A 23,218-nucleotide genomic window follows, 5' to 3' on the forward strand; every position below is an offset into this window, starting at 1 on the left:
AGATGAATGTACGATGAATAAAAAACGTGTAGTTGTAACAGGACTTGGTGGGCTTACACCAATTGGAAATGACGTAGAAACAGCTTGGAAAAACGCAGTAGCAGGCGTGTCTGGCGTTGGTCCTTTAACAAGGCTAGATGCAGATGAATTCCCGGCTAAAGTAGCGGCTGAAGTAAAAGATTTTAACGTGGAAGATTTTATTGACCGCAAAGAGGCTCGTAAGATGGATCGCTTTACTCAATATGCGATGGTAGCTGCATTGGCGGCTGTTAAAGATGCAGATTTGACTATTACAGAAGAAATTGCTCCAAACGTCGGCGTTTGGATTGGTTCTGGAATTGGCGGTATGGAAACGTTTGAAAACCAATATTCAACGTTATTAGAAAAAGGTGCCCGCCGTGTAAGTCCATTCTTCATTCCGATGATGATTCCTGATATGGCAACAGGACAAGTTTCTATTGCTTTAGGGGCGAAAGGCGTGAATTCTTGTACGGTAACGGCATGTGCAACAGGTACAAACTCTATTGGTGATGCGTTTAAAGTAATTCAACGCGGAGATGCAGACGTGATGGTGACGGGCGGTACGGAAGCGCCAATCACGCGTTTATCTATTGCTGGTTTCTGTGCGAATAAAGCACTTTCTACAAATCCAGATCCTGCAACGGCATCTCGTCCGTTTGATAAAGACCGTGACGGCTTCGTTATGGGAGAAGGTGCGGGTGTTATTGTGCTTGAAGAGCTTGAACATGCACTAGCGCGCGGCGCACGTATTTATGCTGAAATTGTGGGCTATGGTTCAACAGGAGATGCTCATCATATCACAGCGCCAGCTCCAGGAGGAGAAGGCGGCGTTCGTGCAATGCGCCATGCGATTGAAGATGCAGGCCTACAGCCAAGTGATATTGATTACATCAATGCTCACGGTACAAGTACAGGCTACAATGATAAATTTGAAACAATGGCTATTAAAGAAGTATTTGGTGATCACGCTCAAAAAGTAGCAATTAGTTCAACAAAGTCAATGACTGGCCACTTGTTAGGAGCTGCTGGCGGAGTGGAAGCTATTTTTAGTGTGAAGGCAATTCAAGACGGTATTCTTCCTCCAACAATTAACTATCAAACACCTGATGAAGAGTGCGACTTAGACTACATTCCAAACAAAGCACGCAAGCAAGAAGTAAAAGCGGTGCTAAGCAACTCACTTGGATTTGGCGGTCACAATGCAACAATCATCTTTAAAAAATACGAAGCATAATGAAAAATTCTAGGCTGATGCCTAGAATTTTTTTTATTTTTAATAACCAAAAGAGTAGCTGTGAACATATCATGAAACAAAAGGATGAAGAAAGTGAGGGGAAAACATGCCGATTGTTTCAACTTCTACTTGGACGGAGCCGAAAGAAATAAGCCGTTATCTTGCGCGCTATTTTAAGAAATTAAAAGAAAAAGAATATATGGAATTACTTTTTAACTATGGAATGTGTCCGCCTTCTTTAATGTTTATAAAAGAATTAGAAGAAATGAAGAAAAGACAGGTTTGGAAGAAAGTTAAAGCACATTACGAGAAGCTTAAAAAAGCATGGAATGGGCCGGATGTAGCGGTGCTAGTGCTTCCAAGCAATCCTAGAAATCGAAAAATGCAGCGTGAATTTAACGGAAGAGCAGGTGTCGCTTTTACCGATAAATTATTTGTGTTTATGACAAGTCATACATCCGATGAAGAAATGTTAGCGGTACTTACCCATGAATACCATCACGTTTGCAGGCTAAAAGCCATTAATAAATCTGATGAGACGATTACTTTGTTAGACGCTATGATGATGGAGGGGTTAGCTGAAAGAGCTGTAGAGGAGTATTGTGGTAAAAAATATTTAGCTCCTTGGACAAATTATTATACCATTGAAGAAGCTAAAAAAATGTGGGAAAAGCATGTTAAACCTTATTACAATCTGCGCGCTGACGAAAAGAAATATGATCAACTGTTATTTGGCCAAAATTGGTATCCAGAAATGATGGGCTACAATATTGGTTATCATCTTGTTACTTCATGTATGAAGCCTCACACTTTAACAACTACCGAGCTGCTTCCTCTTAGCACCAATACTATCTTAAAAAAATCTGCGTTCCAACTGTAAAAAAACAAGTTCTATATACCTAAAGTTGAAAATAGTAAATTTTATCCTATTTTCAACAAAAAATTAGGATGTTTATGCGTTAAAGTGCCGAAGAGATATTCAGAAATCATTATTTTAAAAATAAAAAATATAATTAATTTTCAAAATATATTGATTTTGTAATTAAATTGTAATAATATCTTATTCAAATATAACAATTTTTAGAAAAATGAGGTGTGCACTATAAATGGATAAAAAGCCCGTCGAATCAACACCTTTATTAGAAGTGAAAAATTTACAAACTGCTTTTTCCATTAATGATTCCTGGCATAATGCTGTGGACGACGTGTCGTTTCAAGTCGGACGAAAGCGAATTGTAGGAGTTGTAGGAGAATCTGGCTGTGGAAAAAGCGTATTGTCTTTATCCGTTATTGGGCTATTACCTAAAGTAAATAGTCAAATTAGAAGCGGAAGCGTTTTATTTAACGGAAAGAATCTTACGCACTTATCAGAAGATGAGATGAATGATGTTCGGGGGAAAGACATCTCAATGATTTTCCAAGAACCGATGACATCCCTTAATCCTGTGTTAACCATTGGGTATCAGCTGCAGGAAGTATTGTTTAACCATATGAATATATCGAAAGCGGAAGCGCGTGAAAAAAGCATTGCGCTTTTAAAAGGCGTTGGTATTTCGAGATCCGAAAAGCTCATCGATGAATATCCGCATCAGCTGTCAGGAGGAATGAGGCAGCGTGTCATGATTGCCATAGCGGTAGCTTGTCAGCCTAAACTTTTAATTGCTGATGAGCCGACAACGGCCCTAGATGTTACGGTTCAAGCTCAAATTTTAGAATTGCTAAAAGAAATTCAAGAAAGCAATGATATGTCTATTATTATGATTACACATGATTTAGGAGTAGTTGCTGAGATGTGTGACGAAGTGATTGTCATGTATGGCGGAAAAATTGTTGAGCATACAGATGTTGATACGTTATTTTATGCCCCAAAACATCCGTACACGAAAGCGCTTCTTCACTCAATTCCACGCATGGAAGATGATGTAGAAGTATTAAATACGATCAAAGGAATTGTGCCTTCTCTTGTAAACATGCCGCGGACAGGCTGTCGTTTCGTTAACCGATGTCCTCATGCAATGGAAGACTGCAGTTCCGTTACGCCTGTTCTTCGCCAGGAGTCAAAGGGGCATGAGGTCGCATGCCTGCTGTATAAAAATAGCTATCCGTCAAAAGGAGTGAAGACAAGCTAATGACTAAAGCGGTGAAAGATGTATTGCTAGAAGTTCAGCATTTAAAAACCTACTATCCTATTCACGGCGGATTTTTTCGAAAGAAAATTGGTGATGTAAAAGCAGTTGACGGTATTTCTTTTGCTATTCGAAAAGGAGAAACACTCGGTCTAGTAGGAGAATCTGGCTGTGGAAAATCCACGGCAGGAAGAACGATTCTAAGACTGTTGGAACCAACTAGCGGAAAAATTATTTTCGATGGTAAAGATATCACAGAAGTAAAAGGAACTTCTCTCCGTAAAATTAGACAAGATTTCCAAATGGTTTTTCAAGATCCCTATGCTTCCCTCAATCCAATGCAAATGGTTGGAGATGTTATTTCTGAACCAATTCGGAATTTTACAGGAAAATCAACCAATCAATTAAAATCAGAAGTTATGAATCTACTTACAAAAGTAGGGTTACCGGAAGATGCATACTATAAATATCCTCACGAATTTTCCGGTGGACAGCGTCAGCGTATTGGAATTGCACGTGCACTTGCACTTCGTCCAAAACTTATTATTGCTGATGAACCGGTATCGGCACTTGACGTTTCTGTCCAATCACAAGTTTTAAACCTTCTTAAAGAACTTCAACAAGAATTCGACCTAACCTTTTTATTTATTGCCCATGATTTGAGTGTTGTTAAACATATGAGTGACCGTATCGGTGTTATGTACCTAGGCGGTTTAGTGGAAATTGCTGATAAGAAAAGTCTATACGCAGAGCCATTGCATCCTTATACGCAAGCGCTTGTATCGGCTATACCTGAACCAGATCCACGAAAGAAAAAACAGCGTATTATTTTACAGGGAGATGTGCCAAGTCCAATTGATCCGCCAAAAGGCTGTGCGTTTCATCCTCGCTGTATACATGCAATGGCAGAGTGCAGCCAAACGAAACCTGCCTTAAAGGAGGTGAGATCTGGCCATCAAGTAGCTTGCCATTTATATAACTCGTAAAAGCTACATACGAACAGATTATTAGTTAAATAGGGGGAACGTCATGATGAAAAAGAAATCGTTTTTATCACTTGTTTCCATTTTGCTTGTGCTATCGCTTATTCTAGCGGCATGCAGCGGTGGAAGCAGTTCTTCATCTTCTAGTAAAGAAGGCGGAGAAACAAAAACTGAAGGTGCAAAAACAGACAAGCCAAAAGATGGCGGAACGATTACGTATGGGATTGACGGAGCGCCGGAAGGGCTTTTTGAGTACGCATTGTATGGTAGTGCATATGATAGCCAAATCTTAGAATTTATCAATGAAGGTCTCTTTACTTATGATAAGAAATTAAAGATTAAATCTGACTTAGCTACTTGGGACGTGAGTGGTGATAAACTAACTTACACGTTTAAATTAAAGAAGGGCATTAAGTGGCATAACGGAGATCCATTAACTGCAGATGATTTTAAATATACGTATGAAACGATTGCCGATAAAGACTATACAGGTCCACGCTATGTAAACGTTGAGCATATTAAAGGCGCTCAAGAATATCACGACGGCAAAACGGATTCTATTTCTGGAGTTGAAGTAGTAGATCCGCAAACATTTAAAGTAACGTTTAAAGAAGTTCGTGTAAATAACTTAGACAATCTATGGCCGTATCCAATGCCGAAAAAGTACTATGAAGGAATTGCTGTAAAAGATCTTGCAGAGTCCAAACAAGTTCGTAAAGAGCCTATTGGTGTTGGACCGTTTAAAGTGAAAAAAGTGGTAGCAAGTGAATATGTCCAAATGGAGCGTAATGATGATTATTGGAAAGGTAAACCTCATCTCGATGGTGTTGTTGTAAAAGTACTGGATCCATCTGTTTCCGCCGGAGCATTGAAAAAAGGCGATGTCGACATTATGGATGTTCGTCCAGCTGATTTAGGGCAAGTTGAAAAAGCAGAAAACTTAGACTTTTTGGAAGGGAAATCAACTAGTTATTCGTATATTGGTCTACGATTTGGACATCGTGATCAAAAGGCCGGTAAAAACGTAGATGATTACGAAAAGTTCAAAGATCTAAAACTTCGTCAAGCATTGCTTTATGCAATAGATAGAAAAGCAATGGTAAAAGCATTTATGAACGACAAAGCGGTTGTTTCTAATACAGTTATTCCGTCTGTATTCTGGATTGCTGCTGACCAAAAAGATTTAACAAAGTACAAGTATAGTCCAGAAAAAGCTAAAAAATTATTAGCTGAAGCTGGTTATAAAGACAAGAATAATGACGGTTTTGTAGAAGATCCAAATGGAAAACCACTTACGATCTCATTCGGTCACTATGCTGGTCCAGCCAACTTCGAGGGTCGTGCGAAGGCTATTATGCAAGCATGGAATGATATTGGTATTAAAACAAAATTAGCAACGGGTTCACTTGTTGAATTTAACTTGTACAATGAAATGAAAGATAACGACGATAAGGCGTTAGAAGCGTTCTTTGGTTCTTGGGACACTGGTTCAGATCCAGATCCTACAGGATTATGGAGCTCTAATGCTGAATGGAACTATGGACGTTGGGGAAATAAGGAATCTGACGAAATGCTTAAAGACGGTTTGAGTGAAAAATCATTTGATGATAAATACCGTAAAGATGTATATGTAAAATGGCAAAAATTCTTTAATGAGCAGCTGCCAGCACTTCCTTTATGGGAAAATATCAATATTTATGCTGTGAATAAGCGTGTGAAAAACGTAACTCTAGATCCATCAACGGTAGTTGTAGATCCGGAGAAATGGTCTGTAACGGAATAAGTATTTTACATGTAAAGGAGAGTCAACGATGCTGCAATACTCACTAAGACGTATTTTAGGGATGATCCCAATGTTGATTCTGATCTCCTTTGTTGTGTTTTCCCTGGCAAAAATGATGCCAGGGGACCCTTTTGGGGGAGAAATCAACCCTAGTAATACAGATCCAAAATACATTGAGGAAATGCGTGATAAGCTAGGATATAACGATCCTATCTACGTTCAATATTGGAACTGGGTAAAGGGAGTGGCACAAGGAGATTTAGGAAAGTCAACAACTCATAAGTTACCGACATTAGATATTATTTTAGAGCGTATGCCTAATACTATCTTTTTAGCTTTGACTTCGCTTTTGATTACGTATGTGTTTGCATTTATTTTAGGTATGTATGCAGGAAGAAAACCGTATACCTTAGCAGATAACTTTATTGCAGGATATAATTATTTTGCATTAGCGGTTCCATCGTTTATCGCAGGGATCGTAGGCATTTATTTATTTTCCTTTCAGTTAGGTTGGTTTCCATTTAGCGGTTCTGTTGAAGTAGGATTGATAGAGGGGTCATGGGAATTTATTCAAAGTAGAATTCATCACGTTATATTACCCGCGCTGATTCTTGGCTTAATGTCGACCGCGCAGTATACCCAATTTTTGCGCAATGATATTATTGAAAACAGTCGCAAAGATTTTGTACGCACAGCTAGAGCAAAAGGGACAAAAGAATCTAAAATTTATAATGTTCATATCTTACGCAACTCAATGATTCCGCTTATTACGTTTTTAGGGTTTGATCTTGTAACAATCATTAGCGGTTCTATCATTACAGAGACGATCTTTACGTATCCAGGAATCGGAAAGTTGTTTGTTGACTCTGTAGCAACTCGTGACTACTCAGTTATGATGTCGCTTACAATGTTGTTTTCAATTTTAACACTGGTTGGGAATCTAGTTGCTGATTTGTTATACGGCGTAGCGGATCCGCGTATTCGTTTGGATTAGGAGGAGAAAGTATGGAAATTGTAACGAAAAAAGATGTACAGCCAGAAGTGAATATGAAAGCTCCTAAAAACCTTTCTCCATGGGCGATTGCGCGAAAGAAGTTTGTTAAAAATAAACTAGCCATGATAAGTTTAACTTTCATGATTGTGATTACGCTTCTTGCCATTTTTGCACCGCTGCTTACAAAAGCAGATATTACACGTATCGACTATATGGCGATGAACGCAGCGCCTTCTAGTGAGCATTGGTTTGGAACGGATACAAATGGGCGAGACGTATTTGCACGTACATTGTATGGAGGAAGAACTTCGTTACTGATTGGAGTTGCCTGTACAACACTCGTTATTTTAATCGGAACTTTTATTGGTTCGATTGCGGGTTATTACGGAGGCAAAGTGGATCAATTCTTAATGCGTTTTACAGACTTTGTATTAAACTTTCCGCTAATTGTTTTCGTTGTAGTGTTAAATACAATCCTAATTGGAAAGATCTCAGGCGTTTGGACGCTCATCCTAGTTGTTAGTTTCTTAAGCTGGGGAAGTACGGCCCGGCTGGTGCGAAGCAAAGTTTTGGCTGAAAAAGAAAATGAATATGTACTTTCAGCTGTTTCCATTGGTTGCAGCCCGTTTAAAATCATCTTTAAACATTTGCTGCCAAATGTGTTTTCAACGATTGTGGTTCAAGCCAGTTTGCAGATGGCCATCCTTATTGTGTTTGAGTCAGCGATTAGCTTTATCGGTTTTGGCGTGCCGGCTGATACGCCGAGCTGGGGAAATATGCTGACAGAAGCAAGGGAATCAGATGTGCTGCAGAATAAGCCTTGGATGTGGGTTCCGCCAGGTTTAGCTATTACATTTACGATCCTAGCTATCAACTTCATTGGTGAAGGATTAAAAGATGCTTTAAATCCAAAATCTCTTCGTTAAAAATCTATCACAAAAGTGTGATAGATTTTTTTAGGTTTGTCAGACCTCCTGACAAACCTATTACTATAGAAGAAACGCGGATTTTTTTCTGCTTATAGGGGTGGATATAGTTCATGAAGCCTTTAGCAATCATTAGCACTGGCGTTATGTCTGAGCTTCGAAATCAGTGCATTTGAATAATAGCCAAAAACGAAGGTATTTTACAATTAATTTTTAGAAAAATAACATCATTTGGAATAAAAATTCCTTTCTCTGCCTATACTGATGGATAACAAACAGATAGTAAGTGAGGGGTAAATTATGCTATATCTTCATGATGTATGGGTTAATTGGTTTGAAGGCGAAGAAAACGGTTATAATGTGTGTCATTTCCATGAGTGGAGAAAAGACGATTGTGTAGAACTGCTCGATCAAGCACCATTATTAAAAGTAAATCCGCTTTTATTTCATTACATTGAAAATGATCTTTCCGAGCTACCTCAACAACTACTACAAGATGTCTATCAGAAAGCATACATTCGGAAAAATCATGAACGCACGCAGGTTGAATATTGTTTTATCGTTACAGATGGAACGAATATTTTAGCAATCGATACGATGGGATATCATATTCCGATTCGAAAAAGCCGCTTAATTCCAAGACAAGAACAGTTAGTCTATGAGATGATTGCGGATCAAGAAGAGCTAGAATATAAGTTCAGTGAAGACGAGCTGAATAAAAAAGAGCATCATATTCTTTCGCCGTCTCCTGAAACGATGAGAGGACTAACACGTAAAGAACGTCAGCTAAAACAGCTGTTATTTATGGCACTTGATCAGCTACATACAACAAAAAATACAGCTCAAATCCGCTACTGGTACACAGAGTGGAATCCAACGAAATACGAAGACATTCAAGAGATGTCGTTTCAAGACGTATGGAATCAGCTATACGATGAAACGAAGTCAGGGTGGTCACCGAAACATAAATTATTATGCGAGCGCTTAGTAAAAGGACAACCTTTCTTTGAAAAACTTTGGGAAATTGAACAAGAGCCAAAAGTTAATTAAAAAAAACGACTGCATAGCAGTCGTTTTTTTTAACGTTTACGGCCAATTCCCATTGCGTTTCGCATTTTGCGAAGCATTTTATTAGCCGTTGCATTTGCTTTATCGGCACCTTGATCTAAAATATCATCTAGCTCGCTAGAATCAACTAATTCATAATATCTTTCTTGAATTGGAGCGAGTGCTTCAGCTACCACTTTAGCTGTGTCAGCTTTAAAGTCACCATAACCTTTGCCTTCGTACATTGCTTCAATGTCTTCGATCGATTTATTGGCTAGGATTGAATAAATACTTAATAAGTTTGAAATACCTGGCTTATTTTCTTTATCGTAGCGAACAATACCTTCTGAATCCGTTACGGCACTTTTGATTTTCTTTTCAATTGTTTTAGCGTCATCCAAAAGCGTAATGAAAGCTTTTTGGTTTGGATCGGACTTGCTCATTTTTTTCGTAGGATCTTGAAGAGACATGACGCGTGCGCCCACTTTTGGAATACGTACTTCAGGAATAGTGAAGATATCATTGTATTTTTTGTTAAAGCGCTCAGCTAAGTCACGTGTTAATTCTAAATGCTGCTTTTGATCTTCACCAACTGGAACCAAATCTGTGTTGTATAAAAGAATATCAGCTGCCATTAATGGAGGATAAGTTAGTAATCCTGCTGATACTGCTTCTTTTCCAGCGGACTTATCTTTAAACTGAGTCATACGTTCAAGTTCACCGATATACGCTACGCACTGTAACATCCATCCCGCTTCTGTGTGGGCAGGCACTTCCGATTGAATAAATAAAGTCGATTTTGCTGGATCAATTCCTACTGCTACATACAGAGCAGCAAGGCTGCGAATGTTTTTACGAAGTGCTAAACGATCTTGAGGCGTTGTAATCGCATGCTGATCTACAATACAAAAATGACAGTTATAGTCATTTTGAAGTTCAACAAATTGCTTCATCGCTCCAATGTAGTTACCTAAAGTGATTGTACCGCTTGGTTGAATACCTGAAAAAATTGTTTTCATCAAATCTTCCTTTCATCTGCACATATATGATGCTAATTTACGGATACAACATAAAAAGGCCCATCCGCTCCTAGCATAAGCTAGGGGCGAATGGACCGCGTTGCCACCCTAATTAGCACACATAATTGTGAACTATCTTTATTCATGTAACGTTGAGGTCAACGTTCAAGCTTTGCACTTGAAAGCTCCAAAGTCCATTCTGCAGGTTTCAGTGTTTGTTCTCACCAGCCACAAACTCTCTAAAAATGAAAATTCTGCATACTACTCTTTTTCACAGCTTTAATTATATAGTTATTCGTTATTATAACGCGAAAAAGCAGGAATTTAAACATCTTATCGCTAAAAAGTTTTATAAGACAATTTACTGGAATTTTTCAGCGGCAAAAAAAGACAAGAACCTTTTAATTAAAGCATTTCTTGATGAAAATTTGGTGGAGGATTTGGTAAAAATCTTTTATTTAGTATTTCTAATGGCTTTGTAATACTATTGTAATACCTATACTACAAAAAAGATTTTAGAAGTCTGACAAGTAGGCACAATCCTTATAAGATAAGGTTTTTTCCCTCATGACAAAAAAATACCATTAAATAATAGTATTGCAATAAATTTTTAAAATATTTATAATAGGCGTAACAAACATATTTTTTACAAAGGTATTACAATTTCTTAATTTTTCAGAAAAAACAAAATAGACAATGTTTTGTTTCAATTAGCGAATTTTGTAATGAATGAGTCTTCTACATATTAAGCGCATACATTGGATTTACAGCATGTAAACAATTGATGACAGTTTCATAGAGTAGAAGAATAATTTTGCAGTGAGGTCTTTAATGCTCTACTATGCGAAAAAATAACTGATTATTTTGTATTGAAAGAGGATTAAGAAATTAGTACATATCAAAAAAATATGGTTGCCACACAAACAAAATTTAATAGGGGGTAACACGCAATGAAGAAAAGGTTGTCGATTCTTTTCAGTTTGCTGCTTGTAATGAGCTTGTTTTTAGCTGCATGTGGATTTAACAAAGAATCTGGTGGCAGTGAAAATGCTAGCAGTGATGGCGGCGACAAGAAAAAAGAGCAAGAGCTTCGCGTAAACATTAAAACTGAGCCTTTTTCACTAAACCCAGGCTTAGCTAATGATTCAACGTCATCAAACGTATTATTACAAACATTTGAAGGTTTAACTCGTATCGGTAAAGATGGAAAACCTGAAAATGCAATGGCAAAAGATGTGAAGGTCAGCGATGATCAAACTAAATATACGTTTACTATTCGCGACGATGCAAAATGGTCAAACGGTGACCCTGTAACAGCAAAAGATTTCGAATATGCATGGAAATGGGCGTTAGATCCTAAAAATGAATCTCAATATGCATATCAATTATACTATGTTAAAAATGCACAAGCTGCCAATGAAGGAAAAGGTTCATTAGATGATGTTGCCGTTAAAGCAACAGATGATAAAACGCTTGAAGTAACATTAGAAAACCCAACGCCATATTTCTTAGAATTAACAGCTTTCTATACGTACTTCCCAGTGAATACGAAAATTGCTGAATCAAATGAAAAATGGTACACAAATGCGGGCGAAAACTATACGTCAAACGGTCCTTTCAAGCTTAAAACTTGGAAACATAATGACAAAATCGAGTTAGTTCCTAATGAAAACTATTGGGATAAAGATGCTGTAAAACTTAAAAAAGTTGAAATGTACATGATCAATGATAACAACACTGAACTTTCAATGTTCAAAAACGGGGAATTAGACTGGGCAGGTATGCCTACTGGTCAATTACCAGCTGATGCACTTCCTGAATTAAAGAAAGACGGTTCATTAAACATTCAAGAGATTGCAGGTACTTACTGGTACAAGTTTAATACAGAACAAAAACCTTTAGACAATGTGAACATTCGTAAAGCATTAGCTTATGCAATTGATCGTAAAGGTATTACAGAACAAATTACAAAAGACGGTTCAGTTCCAGCGATGGCGGCTGTACCACCAACAATGTTTGAAGATAACAAAAAAGGCTACTTCAAAGACAATGATGTGAAAAAAGCAAAAGAATATTTAGAAAAAGGCTTGAAAGAAATGGGCCTTAAAGATGCTTCAGAACTACCAGCAATTAAGGTTTCATACAACACGGATGAAAAACATGCAAAAATTGCACAAGCTGTTCAAGATATGTGGAAGAAAAACCTTGGTATTAAAGTACAGTTAGACAACTCTGAGTGGGCTGTTTACATTGAAAAATTACACCAAGGAGATTATCAAGTTGGACGTATGGGCTGGTTAGGAGATTTTAACGATCCAATCAACTTCTTAGAATTATTCCGTGACAAAAAAGGCGGAAACAATGATACAAACTGGGAAAATCCAGAATATAAAAAGTTATTAATTGACTCTCAAAAAGAAACAGATCCTAAAAAACGTCTGGAAATGTTGAAAAAAGCAGAAGGTATCTTTATGGATGAAATGCCAGTGGCACCAATCTACTTCTACACAAACGCTTGGGTACAAGACAAGCAGCTGAAAGATGTTGTGATGTCTGGACTTGGAGACATTCAGATTAAGTGGGCTCATTTTGAGTAAGTAACATCAATTGTGACAAAGGGTATATGGGGCCTGGTGCTCCATATACTTTTCTTTCTTGTGCGCGAATTTTGTAAAAATATGGAGGTGTGTCAGGGTGTTCAAATATATAGGAAAACGACTTATTTATATGTTTCTATCATTATGGTTGATCGTAACAGCGACCTTTTTCTTAATGCGTGCTGTTCCAGGAGGGCCATTCACATCAGAAAAGCAGCTTCCCCCTGAAATTCAGAAAAATCTAAATCAGTATTACGGTTTAGACCAGCCTTGGTACCATCAGTACTTTGATTATTTAACATCAATTTTAAAGTGGGATTTTGGTCCATCTTTCAAATATAAAGGCCAAACGGTAAATGATTTGATTAACGGCGGATTCCCTGTTTCATTCATGCTAGGGATGGAAGCTATTTTAATAGCAATTGCTATTGGTGTAGTACTTGGTGTTATTGCTGCTTTAAAACATAATAAGTGGCAAGATTACACGGCGATGGTTATTGCAGTTCTAGGAATCTCAGTTCCGAGTTTTATCATGGCAGCGGTATTACAATACGTTCTGGCTATGAAACTACAAATTTTTCCGGTTGCACGCTGGGAATCTTGGGCACACACGGTGTTACCAGCTCTCGCGCTTGCTTCAACCCCTATGGCGTTTATCGCAAGATTAACTCGTTCGAGTATGCTTGAAGTATTAAGCAATGATTATATTCGTACAGCGAAAGCAAAAGGTTTAAGCAGAGGCGTTATTACAGTTAAGCACGCCATGCGAAATGCGATGCTTCCAGTCGTATCCTATATGGGACCTTTAGTAGCAGGGATTTTAACGGGTAGCTTTGTTATTGAAAAAATATTTGGTATCCCGGGATTAGGTTCACACTTTGTACTCAGTATCTCAAACCGAGATTATACAACGATTATGGGCGTAACGGTGTTCTACAGTATTTTACTACTTTTTTGTATCTTGCTTGTAGATATTGCATACGGCTTCATTGACCCTCGAATTAAACTTACAGGTGCTAAGAAAGGAGAGTAACTATGCAGCAACTTCCGAAAATTCCTAAAGAAATGTTTGAAACAGCAGGGATTGACCGCGCTCAGGCAGAAAAGATTGAAAAACCGAGTCTTTCATTCTGGCAAGATGTTTTTATTCGTTTTCGCAAAAATAAGCTTGCTATGTTTGGTGTAGTACTAATGGTTCTCCTTGTTTTTATGGCTATATTTGGTCCATTGATGGTGAAATATGATTATGCAACCAATGATTTACTGAATGCTAATCAGGCTCCATCTTCTGAGCACTGGTTCGGTACAGATGAATTAGGGCGTGATGTTTTTGCTCGTACGTGGGAAGGCGCTCGTATTTCATTATTTATCGGGTTAGCAGCAGCTTTAATTGATTTATTCATCGGCGTAGTTTGGGGAAGCATCTCTGGATACCGCGGCGGCCGTACGGATGAAACAATGATGCGTGTTGCGGATATCTTATATGGTGTTCCTTACCTTTTACTGGTTATTATTTTAATGGTTATGCTTGGCCAAGGGTTAGGCACGATGATTTTGGCGATGACCATTACCGGCTGGATTAACATGGCCCGTATTGTGCGTGGACAGGTATTGCAGTTGAAAAACCAAGAGTACGTAATGGCTTCACAAACATTAGGAGCAACAACAAAACGTATTTTATTTAAACATCTTATTCCTAATGCAACAGGCCCAATTTTAGTAACAATGACACTAACGATTCCTTCAGCAATCTTTACAGAAGCATTTTTAAGCTACTTGGGACTAGGCGTTCCGGCACCGCTTGCAAGCTGGGGAACAATGGCTTCAGAAGGCTTACCTGCTTTGGAATACTATCCTTGGCGCTTATTTTTCCCAGGTTTGTTTATCTGTTTAACAATCTTAGCGTTCAACGTAATTGGTGATGGATTACGAGATGCGTTAGATCCAAAACTACGTAAGTAAGGAAGTGAACTCATATGTCACGTTTATTAGAAGTAAAGAATTTAGCTGTATCATTTAAAACATATGGCGGAGAAGTTCAAGCTGTTCGCGGCGTTAACTTCCACTTAAATAAAGGTGAAACTTTAGCAATTGTTGGTGAGTCAGGATCTGGTAAAAGTGTAACTTCACAAACAATCATGCGCCTTATTCCGATGCCTCCTGGCCAAATTAAAAGCGGTGAAATGCTGTTTGACGGCATTGATTTAGCTAAGAAAACGGATAAAGAAATGGAAGCTATTCGCGGTAAAGATATCGGTATGATCTTCCAAGATCCGATGACTTCCTTAAATCCCACGATGAAAGTTGGGGCTCAAATTGGTGAAGTTGTAATCAAGCATTCCAAAGTGTCTAAAACAGAAGCGAAAAAACGGGCAGTCGAGTTATTAACGCTTGTAGGAATTCCTTTTCCCGAACAGCGTGTGAATCAATATCCGCATGAATTCAGCGGCGGGATGAGACAGCGTGTTGTCATTGCGATGGCTCTTGCTTCTAATCCGAAGCTATTGATCGCTGATGAACCAACAACGGCGCTTGATGTAACAATTCAAGCTCAAATTTTAGAGTTGATGAAAGACATTCAGAAAAAAACGGATACATCTATTATTTTTATTACCCATGATCTTGGTGTAGTAGCAAATGTAGCAGATCGAGTAGCCGTTATGTACGCTGGTCAAATTGTTGAAATGGGCACAGTGGATGAAGTGTTTTACGATCCGAAACATCCGTATACGTGGGGACTGCTAGCTTCTATGCCAAGCTTAGATAACGAGGCAGAAGAAGAGCTGGCTGCTATTCCTGGAACGCCGCCAGATTTAACTAATCCTCCAAAGGGAGATGCATTTGCAGCGCGAAATCCATACGCAATGAAAATTGATTTTGAGCAAGAACCTCCAATGTTCAAAATATCTGATACGCACTATGCGAAAACATGGCTGTTACATCCCGATGCACCAAAAGTAGAGCCGCCTGCTTCAGTTCAGCGCCGCATGCGTAAAGTTGATAATGTATACAGTACACCTGTACTCGTAGCGAAGGATGGTGAATAACATGACAGATAAATTATTAGAGATTAAAGGCTTAAAACAACATTTTTTCACAAGTAAAGGAACAATTAAAGCAGTTGATGGTCTGACGTTTGACATCTTCCGCGGAGAAACATTAGGGCTTGTAGGTGAATCCGGTTGCGGAAAGTCAACGACAGGCAGAACAATTATTCGTTTATACGACGCTACTAGCGGTGAGGTGCTATTTAATGGCGAAAATGTACATGGTCGCAAATCTCGCTCAGAGCTTAAAAAATTCAATCGTAAAATGCAAATGATTTTCCAAGATCCATATGCGTCGCTTAACCCTCGTATGACCGTAGCAGATATCATAGCAGAAGGCATTGACATTCACGGTTTAGCTAAGACGAGAAAGGAGCGTATGGCAAAGGTTCACGAGCTTCTTGAAACAGTGGGGCTTAACAAAGAACATGCAAATCGCTATCCACATGAGTTTAGTGGCGGCCAGCGTCAGCGTATCGGTATCGCAAGAGCACTGGCAGTAGAACCTGATTTTATCATCGCAGATGAACCAATCTCAGCTTTGGACGTATCTATACAAGCTCAAGTTGTTAACTTAATGAAGAAGTTACAGCGTGAACGTGGACTAACATATTTATTTATCGCCCATGATTTGTCAATGGTAAAATACATCAGTGACCGCATCGGCGTTATGTACAGAGGTAAGATTGTAGAGCTTGCACCAAGTGATGAACTTTATCGAAACCCTGTTCATCCATATACAAAAGCGTTACTTTCAGCTATTCCGCTTCCCGATCCTGACAGTGAAAAAACGCGTCAACGCAAAATTTATGATCCAAGTATACATGACTATAACGGTGAAGAACCGGAGCTTAGAGAAGTATCTCCAGGTCACTACGTGTCTTGTTCTCAAGCTGAGTTTGCCACATATACAACATAACAAAAACGATCTCACAACGAGGTCGTTTTTTATTTAGTTATCAAAGAACACTAAGCTTCAAGTTGCAAAAACATGTAAGAACAAGTAACATTAGCGCTTTACAGGTATTATACAGTAAAGGATTGAAAAATACTATTGAAAATTTTCAGAATTTTATATTTAAGACAAAATATCTATGTATAAACCTTATAACTAAAGGAATATAAGTGATTAATAATGTTGTATGTTGAATAATAATTCAAAAAATATAGAAAGAAGGTAGACATGCGTCTACCTTCTTTTTATAAATCTGCTAAGATATCGCCGTCTTTACGATTCTTATCAATTTTTAGTACTTGATCTGCTGGCTGATAAGACGCACCGTATATTTCTTTGTCTTTGTACGTATGAATTAACTCGTACGTTTTTTTCATTTTATTTAAAATGCTTTCCTCTGTTTCAGAGGTAGGAGACCAATATAGAATTTCCATCTGGTTAATTTCATTTGTAGCTAATGACCGGCGGTTATAGCCAATTGTTTGAGCATGCTTAAAGTCTGCACGTTTATAAAAATGCAGTCGTTTTGCCGAGTCTGAATCTTTATAGTCTACAGGCTCTACTTCTAAGATAATTGGTTTGTTATGCTGTTTTAACTCATCAATTAGTTTACCGCCAAGTCCTTGACCTCGGGCGTCTTTTGAAACAAAGAGGTAATCAATAAAGATAAATTGGTCTGTTTCCACGTACATTAATACGTGATGAGGTCCTTCATTTTTATGATAAATATCGCTGCGTTCTTGTAAAAGCGTTTCGATATGCTTCTTTGATTTCATTTCTTCAATGGGAAAATATTGACTTAGTTTTTCATACCAATTCATAGCACCCTCCTACTGATCTTTTCATGATGATGTTCATAATAGTGTTTAAACAGTTATCTTATCTTTACCCTTTTTAGGGAAAAGTAAGCATCTATAATTGAAAATATAGAAGAATAATTGATCGATTATTCTTAATAATTAGATAATTATAGCGAAATAAGAACATATAATGGAAAAAATGATTTTTATTATATTTTAACTGTAAGTTTATTTGTGAAAATCACAAAAAACTATCGCATTTTTTGTGATTTTTGATAAAATGAACAAAGTGAAGTTTTTTTAATATTGTATTTTATAGATGTGATAGCGGTAAAAGTGCAGGTGCGGAACTTGCAGGATTAGATTTTTAGTACATACAATCTCTAGAATCATTTGGCTAAAAATAAGGTAATGCTACACCATTAGCCGCTATTAAATGAAATGGATATGTTAGGAGAGAGAATTATGCAAGGGAACACGCAAGAAAAAGAATTAAGCCGTGGACTTGAGGAAAGACATATTAGCTTAATGTCTTTAGGTGCAGCTATCGGAGTTGGACTGTTTTTAGGTTCTGCATCCGCTATTCGGTTAGCGGGTCCTGGTATTCTTATCATGTATGGAATCAGTGGTCTTATTATGTTTTTTATTATGAGAGCCCTAGGTGAAATGGCAGTACGAAATCCAGTAGCCGGTTCTTTTAGTAAGTATGCTAACGATTATTTAGGGCCACTTGCTGGTTATTTAACAGGCTGGAACTACTGGTTTATGTGGATCATTACATGTATGGCTGAAATTACAGCTGTTGGAGTATATATGGAGTTTTGGTTCCCGGGTGTACCTCAGTGGATATGGGCACTTGCAGCACTCGTTATCATGACAGGGGTTAACTTTTTAGCTGTAAAAGCATATGGCGAACTAGAGTTTTGGTTTTCTCTTATTAAAGTAGTAACGATTATCCTTATGATTGTGCTTGGACTAGGCATGATTATCTTTGGAATTGGAAATGGCGGTATTGCAACAGGAATCAGTAATTTATGGAGTCACGGGGGCTTTTTCCCGAATGGTATGAAAGGTGTTCTTTTATCACTTCAAATGGTTATGTTTGCTTACCTTGGTATTGAAATGATTGGGGTAACAGCAGGAGAGGTGAAAAATCCGGAAAAGACGTTAACAAAAGCAATTGATAATGTACTGTGGAGAATTTTGATTTTTTACATCGGAGCTTTGTTTGTTATTATGTCTATTTATCCTTGGCCAGAAATCGGAACACAAGGAAGTCCGTTTGTTTTAACATTTGATAAAGCTGGAATTCCCGCTGCAGCAGGGATTATAAACTTTGTAGTGTTAACAGCGGCTTTATCTTCTTGTAACAGTGGAATTTTTAGTACAGGCCGTATGTTATTTAATTTAGCTCAGCACGGGGAAGCACCAAAACGCTATGCCAACTTAACAAAAGGCGGCGTGCCTGGTGCAGCAGTTATTGCTTCAGCTATTGTACTGCTAATCGGAGTTGGCTTAAACTATGTTGTTCCTGATAAGGTGTTCACGTGGGTAACGAGTATTGCGACTATTGGAGCGATTTGGACATGGGGAATTATTTTACTTTCTCAAATTCGCTTCCGCAGAGGATTAAGCAGTCAGCAAGTAAGTGATTTAAAATACAAGCTTCCGTTTTTCCCGTATACGTCGTATCTCTCTCTTGCTTTCTTAGCAGGAGTAGTAGTGGTGATGGGTTTTTCCTCTGATACAAGAATAGCCCTTATTGTAGGTCCGATATGGTTTGTTTTATTGGTTGTTGTCTACTATTCAAAAGGTTTTCATAAAAGATAAAAAATGAGGCTCGGACAAAAGTAGTTTCGTTGAAGGAAAATCCGAACGAGTTGAATTCTTGATTAAGAATCCAACTCGTTCGGATTTTTTTATGGTGATAGGGAACGTAGGTTTACTGTATGTAGGAGCTTCTAGCTGTTGATTAGAGGGCAAGGCGAAGACTCCTGCGGGAAAAGCGAGACAGGTGAGACCCCGCAGGAGCGGAAGCAACGAGGAGGCTCACCGGCGGCCCGCGGAAAGCGAAGTCTTGCATGGAAATCAACAGCGGTGTAACAAGCGCGATTCATACGAGCTCGTATATCCCATTTGTCCATCTTTAGATTAATGTAGTTATGTCCCAGTCTCATTTTTTTCCAAAAGAAAATGAAGGATTTATTATTTCACTTTTTGCTTTAGTGTGCTAATATATTATATTGTTAAACAAATGAAGAGATAAATGAAGAAACAAATAATTTTTACGTGTTAATAGATTAGCATCGAGCTTTCTATGTCAAAAGTTTAAGCTTTTAGAAAGCAAAAGGAGACACAGCAAATGAAAGATAAAAAATGGGGACTTTGGTTTTTAACAGCCTTTGTAGTTGGTAATATGGTAGGCGGCGGAGTATTTATGCTTCCTTCTAATTTAGCAAACGTATCAAGTCCAATCGGTTCAACGCTTGCTTGGGTTGCAACAGGTCTTGGCGTGTTCATGATTGCTCTTGTATTCGGAAACTTAGTCATGAGAAAGCCTGAATTAAAAGGAGGGCCTCAAAGTTATGCAGCCAATCTTTTTTCATCGCCTAAAGCAGGTAAAGTAGCAGGATATAGCATGGCTTGGGGCTACTGGGCAGCAAACTGGGCTGCAACAGCATCTGTCATCATATCGTTTGCGGGATATTTAACAACGTTCTTTCCAGTAATGGAGAGTAAGGATATTTTATTTTCAGTCGGAGATTTTCAATTAGAAGCTGGAAAATTTATTACGTTTTTAGTATGTTCTATTGTACTATGGGGAATTCAAGCTATTTTGCAGCGAGATATCAATAGCGCCGGTAATATTAACTTTATCACAACGGCGGCTAAAATTATTGGATTCGGTTTATTTATTGTTGTGGCGCTATCGCTATTTAGCGCATCCAACCTGGTCAGTACAGAATTTGTTAATTCAAAGGGTATAAATGTAGGGTTAGGAAGTCAGGTCAATGGGGCAGCCATTGCTACGCTGTGGGCGTTTATCGGAATTGAATCAGCTGTACTATTATCTAATCGTGCAAAATCACAAAAAGTAGTAAAGAAAGCAACGCTGCTTGGATTATTAATTTCAATGGTTATCTATGTAGGAATTACGCTTCTAGCTATGGGGATTCTTTCAACAGCTCAGCTGCAGCAGTCTCAAAAGCCTTTGGTAGATACGTTAGAAATGGTTATTGGACATAAAGGTGCTTACGTAATGGCCATTTTAGCACTTATTTCTTTATTAGGTTCTACTGTTGGATGGATTGTTGTTAGTGCAGAAGTTCCTTATCAAGCAGCAAAATCAGGGTTGTTTCCACAGTGGTTTGCTAAAACGAATCAGAACAATAGTCCAGCCCGCTCACTAACATTAACAAATGGCTTAACACAGTTGTTTTTGTTTGCGACTATTTCAGGTACAGTTTCGCAAGCCTATAATTTTGCTATCGTGGTAGCTACTCTCGCTTATTTAGTTCCTTATTTCGTGACGACAGTTTATCAATTAAAGCTTATTGTGACGGGTGAGACGTACGATATCATTAAAGGATCGCGAGTAAAAGACGGAATTATTGCCTCATTAGCACTTATTTATTCGCTTTGGGTGATTAAGACAGGGACAGCTGATTTAAAAACATTTTTCTTAGGTATTGGCTTATTTGTAATCGGGCTGTTGCTGTATCCTATCTTAATGAGACGAGGAAAAGCACATCAGCTATTAAATAAATAAGAGGTTATCTCAAAAGCTTTGCAGAAAAGTCATTTCTTCTGCAAGGCTTTTTTAGTGACTGAAAAATTTGAGGAATTTGTGAAAGAAAAAAATAATAAAAAAATGAAACTAATCTACAGGTTTATTCGTAATAATAGTGTGGTAAATAAATAATGAAGAAAATCGGCAATGAAAATAATGACAGTGAAGGAACGAACTAATGTACTAGTTCACTTTAAAAAGTATATCATTCCGATGAAGTTTATAGTATAATGCAAATAGATATTATTTTTTAAAAGTAATTATAAAGTAGTATCGATTTTCATTATCAGTCATTAAATATTTACACTCGTTGAAGTTTGTATAAAACAACATGATTTACAGTTCATGTTTTAAATGTTATGACCGATTATGATAGAAGGAGTGAAGGAGTAAATGGTTACATTATATACATCACCAAGTTGTACATCTTGTCGTAAAGCGAAAGCTTGGTTAGAGGAAAATGATATTGGATATACAGAGCGTAATATCTTTTCAGAGCCGTTATCAATCGATGAGATTAAAGAAATTTTACGTATGACAGAAGATGGAACAGATGAAATCATTTCAACACGTTCGAAAACTTTCCAAAAACTAGACGTTCAGGTAGACGCTATGCCTTTGCAAGATTTGTATGAATTAATTCAGCAAAATCCTGGCTTATTGCGCCGTCCGATTATCATTGATGAAAAACGTCTACAAGTTGGTTATAATGAAGACGAGATCCGTCGTTTCTTACCACGTAAAGTGCGTACTTTCCAACTTCGCGAAGCTCAAAGACTTGTGAATGGTTAATTTTTATATTTGTCTGTTTAAGATTTAAATAAGAAACCAACCAAGTAACGTTTGCTTGAAGTTGGTATATAAAAAATAAGCAGCAGGGAGCCAAATGGCCTCTGCTGCTTATTTTTTGTCGAAATAGCAGGGAAAATGAAGTATATATGTAATTAGTAAAGAAAGAGAGTATTTAAACATATAAAAGTGGTGGTGAACGGATTGGAGCTTTTACAGCTAAAATATTTCCAAGTAGTTGCTAGATTAGAACATATCAGTAAAGCGGCCGAAGAGCTATACGTATCTCAGCCTGCGCTCAGCAAAACGATTTCACAGTTGGAAAAAGAGCTAGGCATTCGTTTGTTTGATCGAAGCGGTAAATACATTAAATTAAATCGGTATGGTAAAGCATTCTGTGCCAAAGTAGAACTTGCTTTAAAAACATTGGAAGACGCAAAGCACGAGCTAAAGGATATGTCGAACGATCCATGTGAAGAAATTCGCCTTGTTGTATTAGCTAGTTCACATTTGCTTCCAGAGCTATTAAGCAGGTTTCGTGAGCAATATCCTCAGGTGCGTTTTCGACTGATGCAGCATTTGACTAATTCCAATTCCCAGCCTGATTTTGATTTATGTATTTCAGCTTTTCCATTAACAACCCGTCAGATCGAACATACTCCTTTACTTTGTGAATCGATTTTGCTTGCAGTGCCTCTTGATCATCCTTTAGCCAAGCAATCACGTGTAAAGTTAAATGAACTTAAAAATGAGAAATTCATTGTGCTAAAGAAAGGGAAAGAGCTAAGGAAAATAACGGATGTAATTTGTAAGAAACAGAATTTTGTACCTCAAATTACGTTTGAAAGCGATGATCCAGCAACAGTGAGAGGTTTGATTAGAGCGAAGCAAGGAATAGGTTTTATTCCTGAAGTAACTTGGGGAGGTTCTACAGGAAAAGATGTAAAACTGCTGAAAATTGAAGAGGAAACATTTGAACGTACTATCTTTTTAGCTTGGAACAATGGAGGCTACGTGACGGATTTACAACAAATCTTCAGGCAGTTTGTGATTGATTATTTTAAACATTTACCCTCCGGTATGCTTCATGAATACATATAAGAATCA

Annotated in this window: 20 protein-coding genes and 1 other annotated feature; of the genes, 18 read left to right on the forward strand and 2 right to left on the reverse strand. The window is 37.9% G+C overall.

Annotation, left to right across the window (positions count from 1 at the left end; genetic code table 11):
- Nucleotides 1–13: 13 nt before the first annotated feature.
- The 8 genes from fabF to LIS78_RS03610 all read left to right on the forward strand — a co-directional run bounded on the left by fabF (nucleotide 14) and on the right by LIS78_RS03610 (nucleotide 9,117).
- Nucleotides 14–1,255 (forward strand): beta-ketoacyl-ACP synthase II, encoded by a 1,242-nt coding sequence (gene fabF / locus LIS78_RS03575; RefSeq protein WP_013055405.1) that lies wholly within the window; start codon nucleotides 14–16, stop codon nucleotides 1,253–1,255.
- 106 nt (nucleotides 1,256–1,361) lie between these two features.
- Nucleotides 1,362–2,135, forward strand: coding sequence for a DUF2268 domain-containing putative Zn-dependent protease (locus LIS78_RS03580; RefSeq protein WP_060746425.1), 774 nt, complete (start codon nucleotides 1,362–1,364; stop codon nucleotides 2,133–2,135).
- Nucleotides 2,136–2,361: 226 nt separating this feature from the next.
- The gene (locus LIS78_RS03585) at nucleotides 2,362–3,384 is read left to right on the forward strand and encodes an ABC transporter ATP-binding protein (protein ID WP_252284653.1); all 1,023 of its coding nucleotides are present in this window, start codon (nucleotides 2,362–2,364) and stop codon (nucleotides 3,382–3,384) included.
- Nucleotides 3,384–4,367: an ABC transporter ATP-binding protein gene (locus tag LIS78_RS03590; protein ID WP_014461591.1), complete on the forward strand. Its 984-nt coding sequence runs from the start codon at nucleotides 3,384–3,386 to the stop codon at nucleotides 4,365–4,367. The genes LIS78_RS03585 and LIS78_RS03590 overlap by 1 nt, the downstream gene beginning before the upstream one ends.
- Before the next feature lie 43 nt (nucleotides 4,368–4,410).
- The gene (opp4A, locus tag LIS78_RS03595; RefSeq protein ID WP_195781195.1) at nucleotides 4,411–6,147 is read left to right on the forward strand and encodes an oligopeptide ABC transporter substrate-binding protein; all 1,737 of its coding nucleotides are present in this window, start codon (nucleotides 4,411–4,413) and stop codon (nucleotides 6,145–6,147) included.
- A gap of 28 nt (nucleotides 6,148–6,175) precedes the next feature.
- On the forward strand, nucleotides 6,176–7,141 hold the full coding sequence (gene opp4B, locus LIS78_RS03600; protein WP_252284654.1) for an oligopeptide ABC transporter permease: 966 nt from the start codon (nucleotides 6,176–6,178) through the stop codon (nucleotides 7,139–7,141).
- Between the two features lie 11 nt (nucleotides 7,142–7,152).
- Nucleotides 7,153–8,067, forward strand: coding sequence for an oligopeptide ABC transporter permease (gene opp4C, locus LIS78_RS03605; protein ID WP_195781194.1), 915 nt, complete (start codon nucleotides 7,153–7,155; stop codon nucleotides 8,065–8,067).
- Between the two features lie 300 nt (nucleotides 8,068–8,367).
- On the forward strand, nucleotides 8,368–9,117 hold the full coding sequence (locus tag LIS78_RS03610) for a YjbA family protein (protein WP_013055412.1): 750 nt from the start codon (nucleotides 8,368–8,370) through the stop codon (nucleotides 9,115–9,117).
- Between the two features lie 29 nt (nucleotides 9,118–9,146).
- On the opposite strand, the gene trpS is transcribed toward LIS78_RS03610, so the two are convergent.
- Nucleotides 9,147–10,133, reverse strand: coding sequence for a tryptophan--tRNA ligase (trpS, locus tag LIS78_RS03615; protein ID WP_042992329.1), 987 nt, complete (start codon nucleotides 10,131–10,133; stop codon nucleotides 9,147–9,149).
- Nucleotides 10,134–10,212: 79 nt separating this feature from the next.
- Nucleotides 10,213–10,417 (reverse strand) — a binding site (T-box leader).
- Nucleotides 10,418–11,083: 666 nt separating this feature from the next.
- Between trpS and LIS78_RS03620 the strand changes: the two genes are divergently transcribed.
- The 5 genes from LIS78_RS03620 (at nucleotide 11,084) to LIS78_RS03640 (ending at nucleotide 16,696) form a co-directional block, all read left to right on the forward strand.
- Entirely contained in the window at nucleotides 11,084–12,730 is a 1,647-nt protein-coding gene (locus LIS78_RS03620; protein WP_013055414.1) for a peptide ABC transporter substrate-binding protein, read from the forward strand.
- A 97-nt stretch (nucleotides 12,731–12,827) separates the two neighbouring features.
- A complete protein-coding gene (locus tag LIS78_RS03625; protein WP_013055415.1) occupies nucleotides 12,828–13,763 on the forward strand; it encodes an ABC transporter permease in 936 nt (311 codons plus the stop codon).
- A 2-nt stretch (nucleotides 13,764–13,765) separates the two neighbouring features.
- The gene (locus LIS78_RS03630) at nucleotides 13,766–14,692 is read left to right on the forward strand and encodes an ABC transporter permease (protein WP_013055416.1); all 927 of its coding nucleotides are present in this window, start codon (nucleotides 13,766–13,768) and stop codon (nucleotides 14,690–14,692) included.
- A gap of 14 nt (nucleotides 14,693–14,706) precedes the next feature.
- A complete protein-coding gene (locus tag LIS78_RS03635) occupies nucleotides 14,707–15,777 on the forward strand; it encodes an ABC transporter ATP-binding protein (protein WP_195781192.1) in 1,071 nt (356 codons plus the stop codon).
- Nucleotide 15,778: 1 nt separating this feature from the next.
- Entirely contained in the window at nucleotides 15,779–16,696 is a 918-nt protein-coding gene (locus LIS78_RS03640) for an ABC transporter ATP-binding protein (protein ID WP_029324759.1), read from the forward strand.
- A 281-nt stretch (nucleotides 16,697–16,977) separates the two neighbouring features.
- Here the strand turns inward: LIS78_RS03640 and LIS78_RS03645 are convergent, their stop codons facing one another.
- Complete coding sequence (locus tag LIS78_RS03645) at nucleotides 16,978–17,553, reverse strand: GNAT family N-acetyltransferase (RefSeq protein ID WP_013055419.1); 576 nt, start codon at nucleotides 17,551–17,553, stop codon at nucleotides 16,978–16,980.
- A gap of 444 nt (nucleotides 17,554–17,997) precedes the next feature.
- Here LIS78_RS03645 and LIS78_RS03650 point away from each other — a divergent pair, with 444 nt between their 5' ends.
- From LIS78_RS03650 to LIS78_RS03665, 5 genes are all read left to right on the forward strand, one after another.
- On the forward strand, nucleotides 17,998–19,362 hold the full coding sequence (locus LIS78_RS03650; RefSeq protein WP_209150970.1) for an amino acid permease: 1,365 nt from the start codon (nucleotides 17,998–18,000) through the stop codon (nucleotides 19,360–19,362).
- Between the two features lie 138 nt (nucleotides 19,363–19,500).
- Nucleotides 19,501–19,635 carry a hypothetical protein gene (locus LIS78_RS31245; protein ID WP_268241082.1) on the forward strand — a complete coding sequence of 45 codons (135 nt, stop codon included), beginning with the start codon at nucleotides 19,501–19,503 and terminating at the stop codon, nucleotides 19,633–19,635.
- A gap of 259 nt (nucleotides 19,636–19,894) precedes the next feature.
- The gene (locus LIS78_RS03655) at nucleotides 19,895–21,301 is read left to right on the forward strand and encodes an amino acid permease (RefSeq protein WP_195781190.1); all 1,407 of its coding nucleotides are present in this window, start codon (nucleotides 19,895–19,897) and stop codon (nucleotides 21,299–21,301) included.
- 414 nt (nucleotides 21,302–21,715) lie between these two features.
- Nucleotides 21,716–22,114: a transcriptional regulator SpxA gene (gene spxA / locus LIS78_RS03660; RefSeq protein WP_013055422.1), complete on the forward strand. Its 399-nt coding sequence runs from the start codon at nucleotides 21,716–21,718 to the stop codon at nucleotides 22,112–22,114.
- Nucleotides 22,115–22,315: 201 nt separating this feature from the next.
- Nucleotides 22,316–23,212: a LysR family transcriptional regulator gene (locus LIS78_RS03665; protein ID WP_209150971.1), complete on the forward strand. Its 897-nt coding sequence runs from the start codon at nucleotides 22,316–22,318 to the stop codon at nucleotides 23,210–23,212.
- Nucleotides 23,213–23,218: the final 6 nt, after the last annotated feature.

It is taken from the genome of Priestia megaterium, assembly GCF_023824195.1.
In the GTDB taxonomy this organism is placed as follows: Bacteria; Bacillota; Bacilli; order Bacillales; family Bacillaceae_H; genus Priestia; species Priestia megaterium_D.

Excerpts from the sequence above, each read along its gene's own strand:
- LIS78_RS03610 (WP_013055412.1), top strand. The coding sequence starts at position 8,368 with ATGCTATATCTTCATGATGTATGGGTTAATTGGTTTGAAGGCGAAGAA.
- LIS78_RS03590 (WP_014461591.1), top strand. The coding sequence starts at position 3,384 with ATGACTAAAGCGGTGAAAGATGTATTGCTAGAAGTTCAGCATTTAAAA.
- trpS (WP_042992329.1), bottom strand. The coding sequence starts at position 10,133 with ATGAAAACAATTTTTTCAGGTATTCAACCAAGCGGTACAATCACTTTA.
- spxA (WP_013055422.1), top strand. The coding sequence starts at position 21,716 with ATGGTTACATTATATACATCACCAAGTTGTACATCTTGTCGTAAAGCG.
- LIS78_RS03585 (WP_252284653.1), top strand. The coding sequence starts at position 2,362 with ATGGATAAAAAGCCCGTCGAATCAACACCTTTATTAGAAGTGAAAAAT.
- LIS78_RS03650 (WP_209150970.1), top strand. The coding sequence starts at position 17,998 with ATGCAAGGGAACACGCAAGAAAAAGAATTAAGCCGTGGACTTGAGGAA.
- LIS78_RS03640 (WP_029324759.1), top strand. The coding sequence starts at position 15,779 with ATGACAGATAAATTATTAGAGATTAAAGGCTTAAAACAACATTTTTTC.
- opp4B (WP_252284654.1), top strand. The coding sequence starts at position 6,176 with ATGCTGCAATACTCACTAAGACGTATTTTAGGGATGATCCCAATGTTG.
- fabF (WP_013055405.1), top strand. The coding sequence starts at position 14 with ATGAATAAAAAACGTGTAGTTGTAACAGGACTTGGTGGGCTTACACCA.
- LIS78_RS03620 (WP_013055414.1), top strand. The coding sequence starts at position 11,084 with ATGAAGAAAAGGTTGTCGATTCTTTTCAGTTTGCTGCTTGTAATGAGC.
- LIS78_RS03645 (WP_013055419.1), bottom strand. The coding sequence starts at position 17,553 with ATGAATTGGTATGAAAAACTAAGTCAATATTTTCCCATTGAAGAAATG.
- opp4A (WP_195781195.1), top strand. The coding sequence starts at position 4,411 with ATGATGAAAAAGAAATCGTTTTTATCACTTGTTTCCATTTTGCTTGTG.
- LIS78_RS03580 (WP_060746425.1), top strand. The coding sequence starts at position 1,362 with ATGCCGATTGTTTCAACTTCTACTTGGACGGAGCCGAAAGAAATAAGC.
- LIS78_RS03635 (WP_195781192.1), top strand. The coding sequence starts at position 14,707 with ATGTCACGTTTATTAGAAGTAAAGAATTTAGCTGTATCATTTAAAACA.
- opp4C (WP_195781194.1), top strand. The coding sequence starts at position 7,153 with ATGGAAATTGTAACGAAAAAAGATGTACAGCCAGAAGTGAATATGAAA.
- LIS78_RS03655 (WP_195781190.1), top strand. The coding sequence starts at position 19,895 with ATGAAAGATAAAAAATGGGGACTTTGGTTTTTAACAGCCTTTGTAGTT.
- LIS78_RS03630 (WP_013055416.1), top strand. The coding sequence starts at position 13,766 with ATGCAGCAACTTCCGAAAATTCCTAAAGAAATGTTTGAAACAGCAGGG.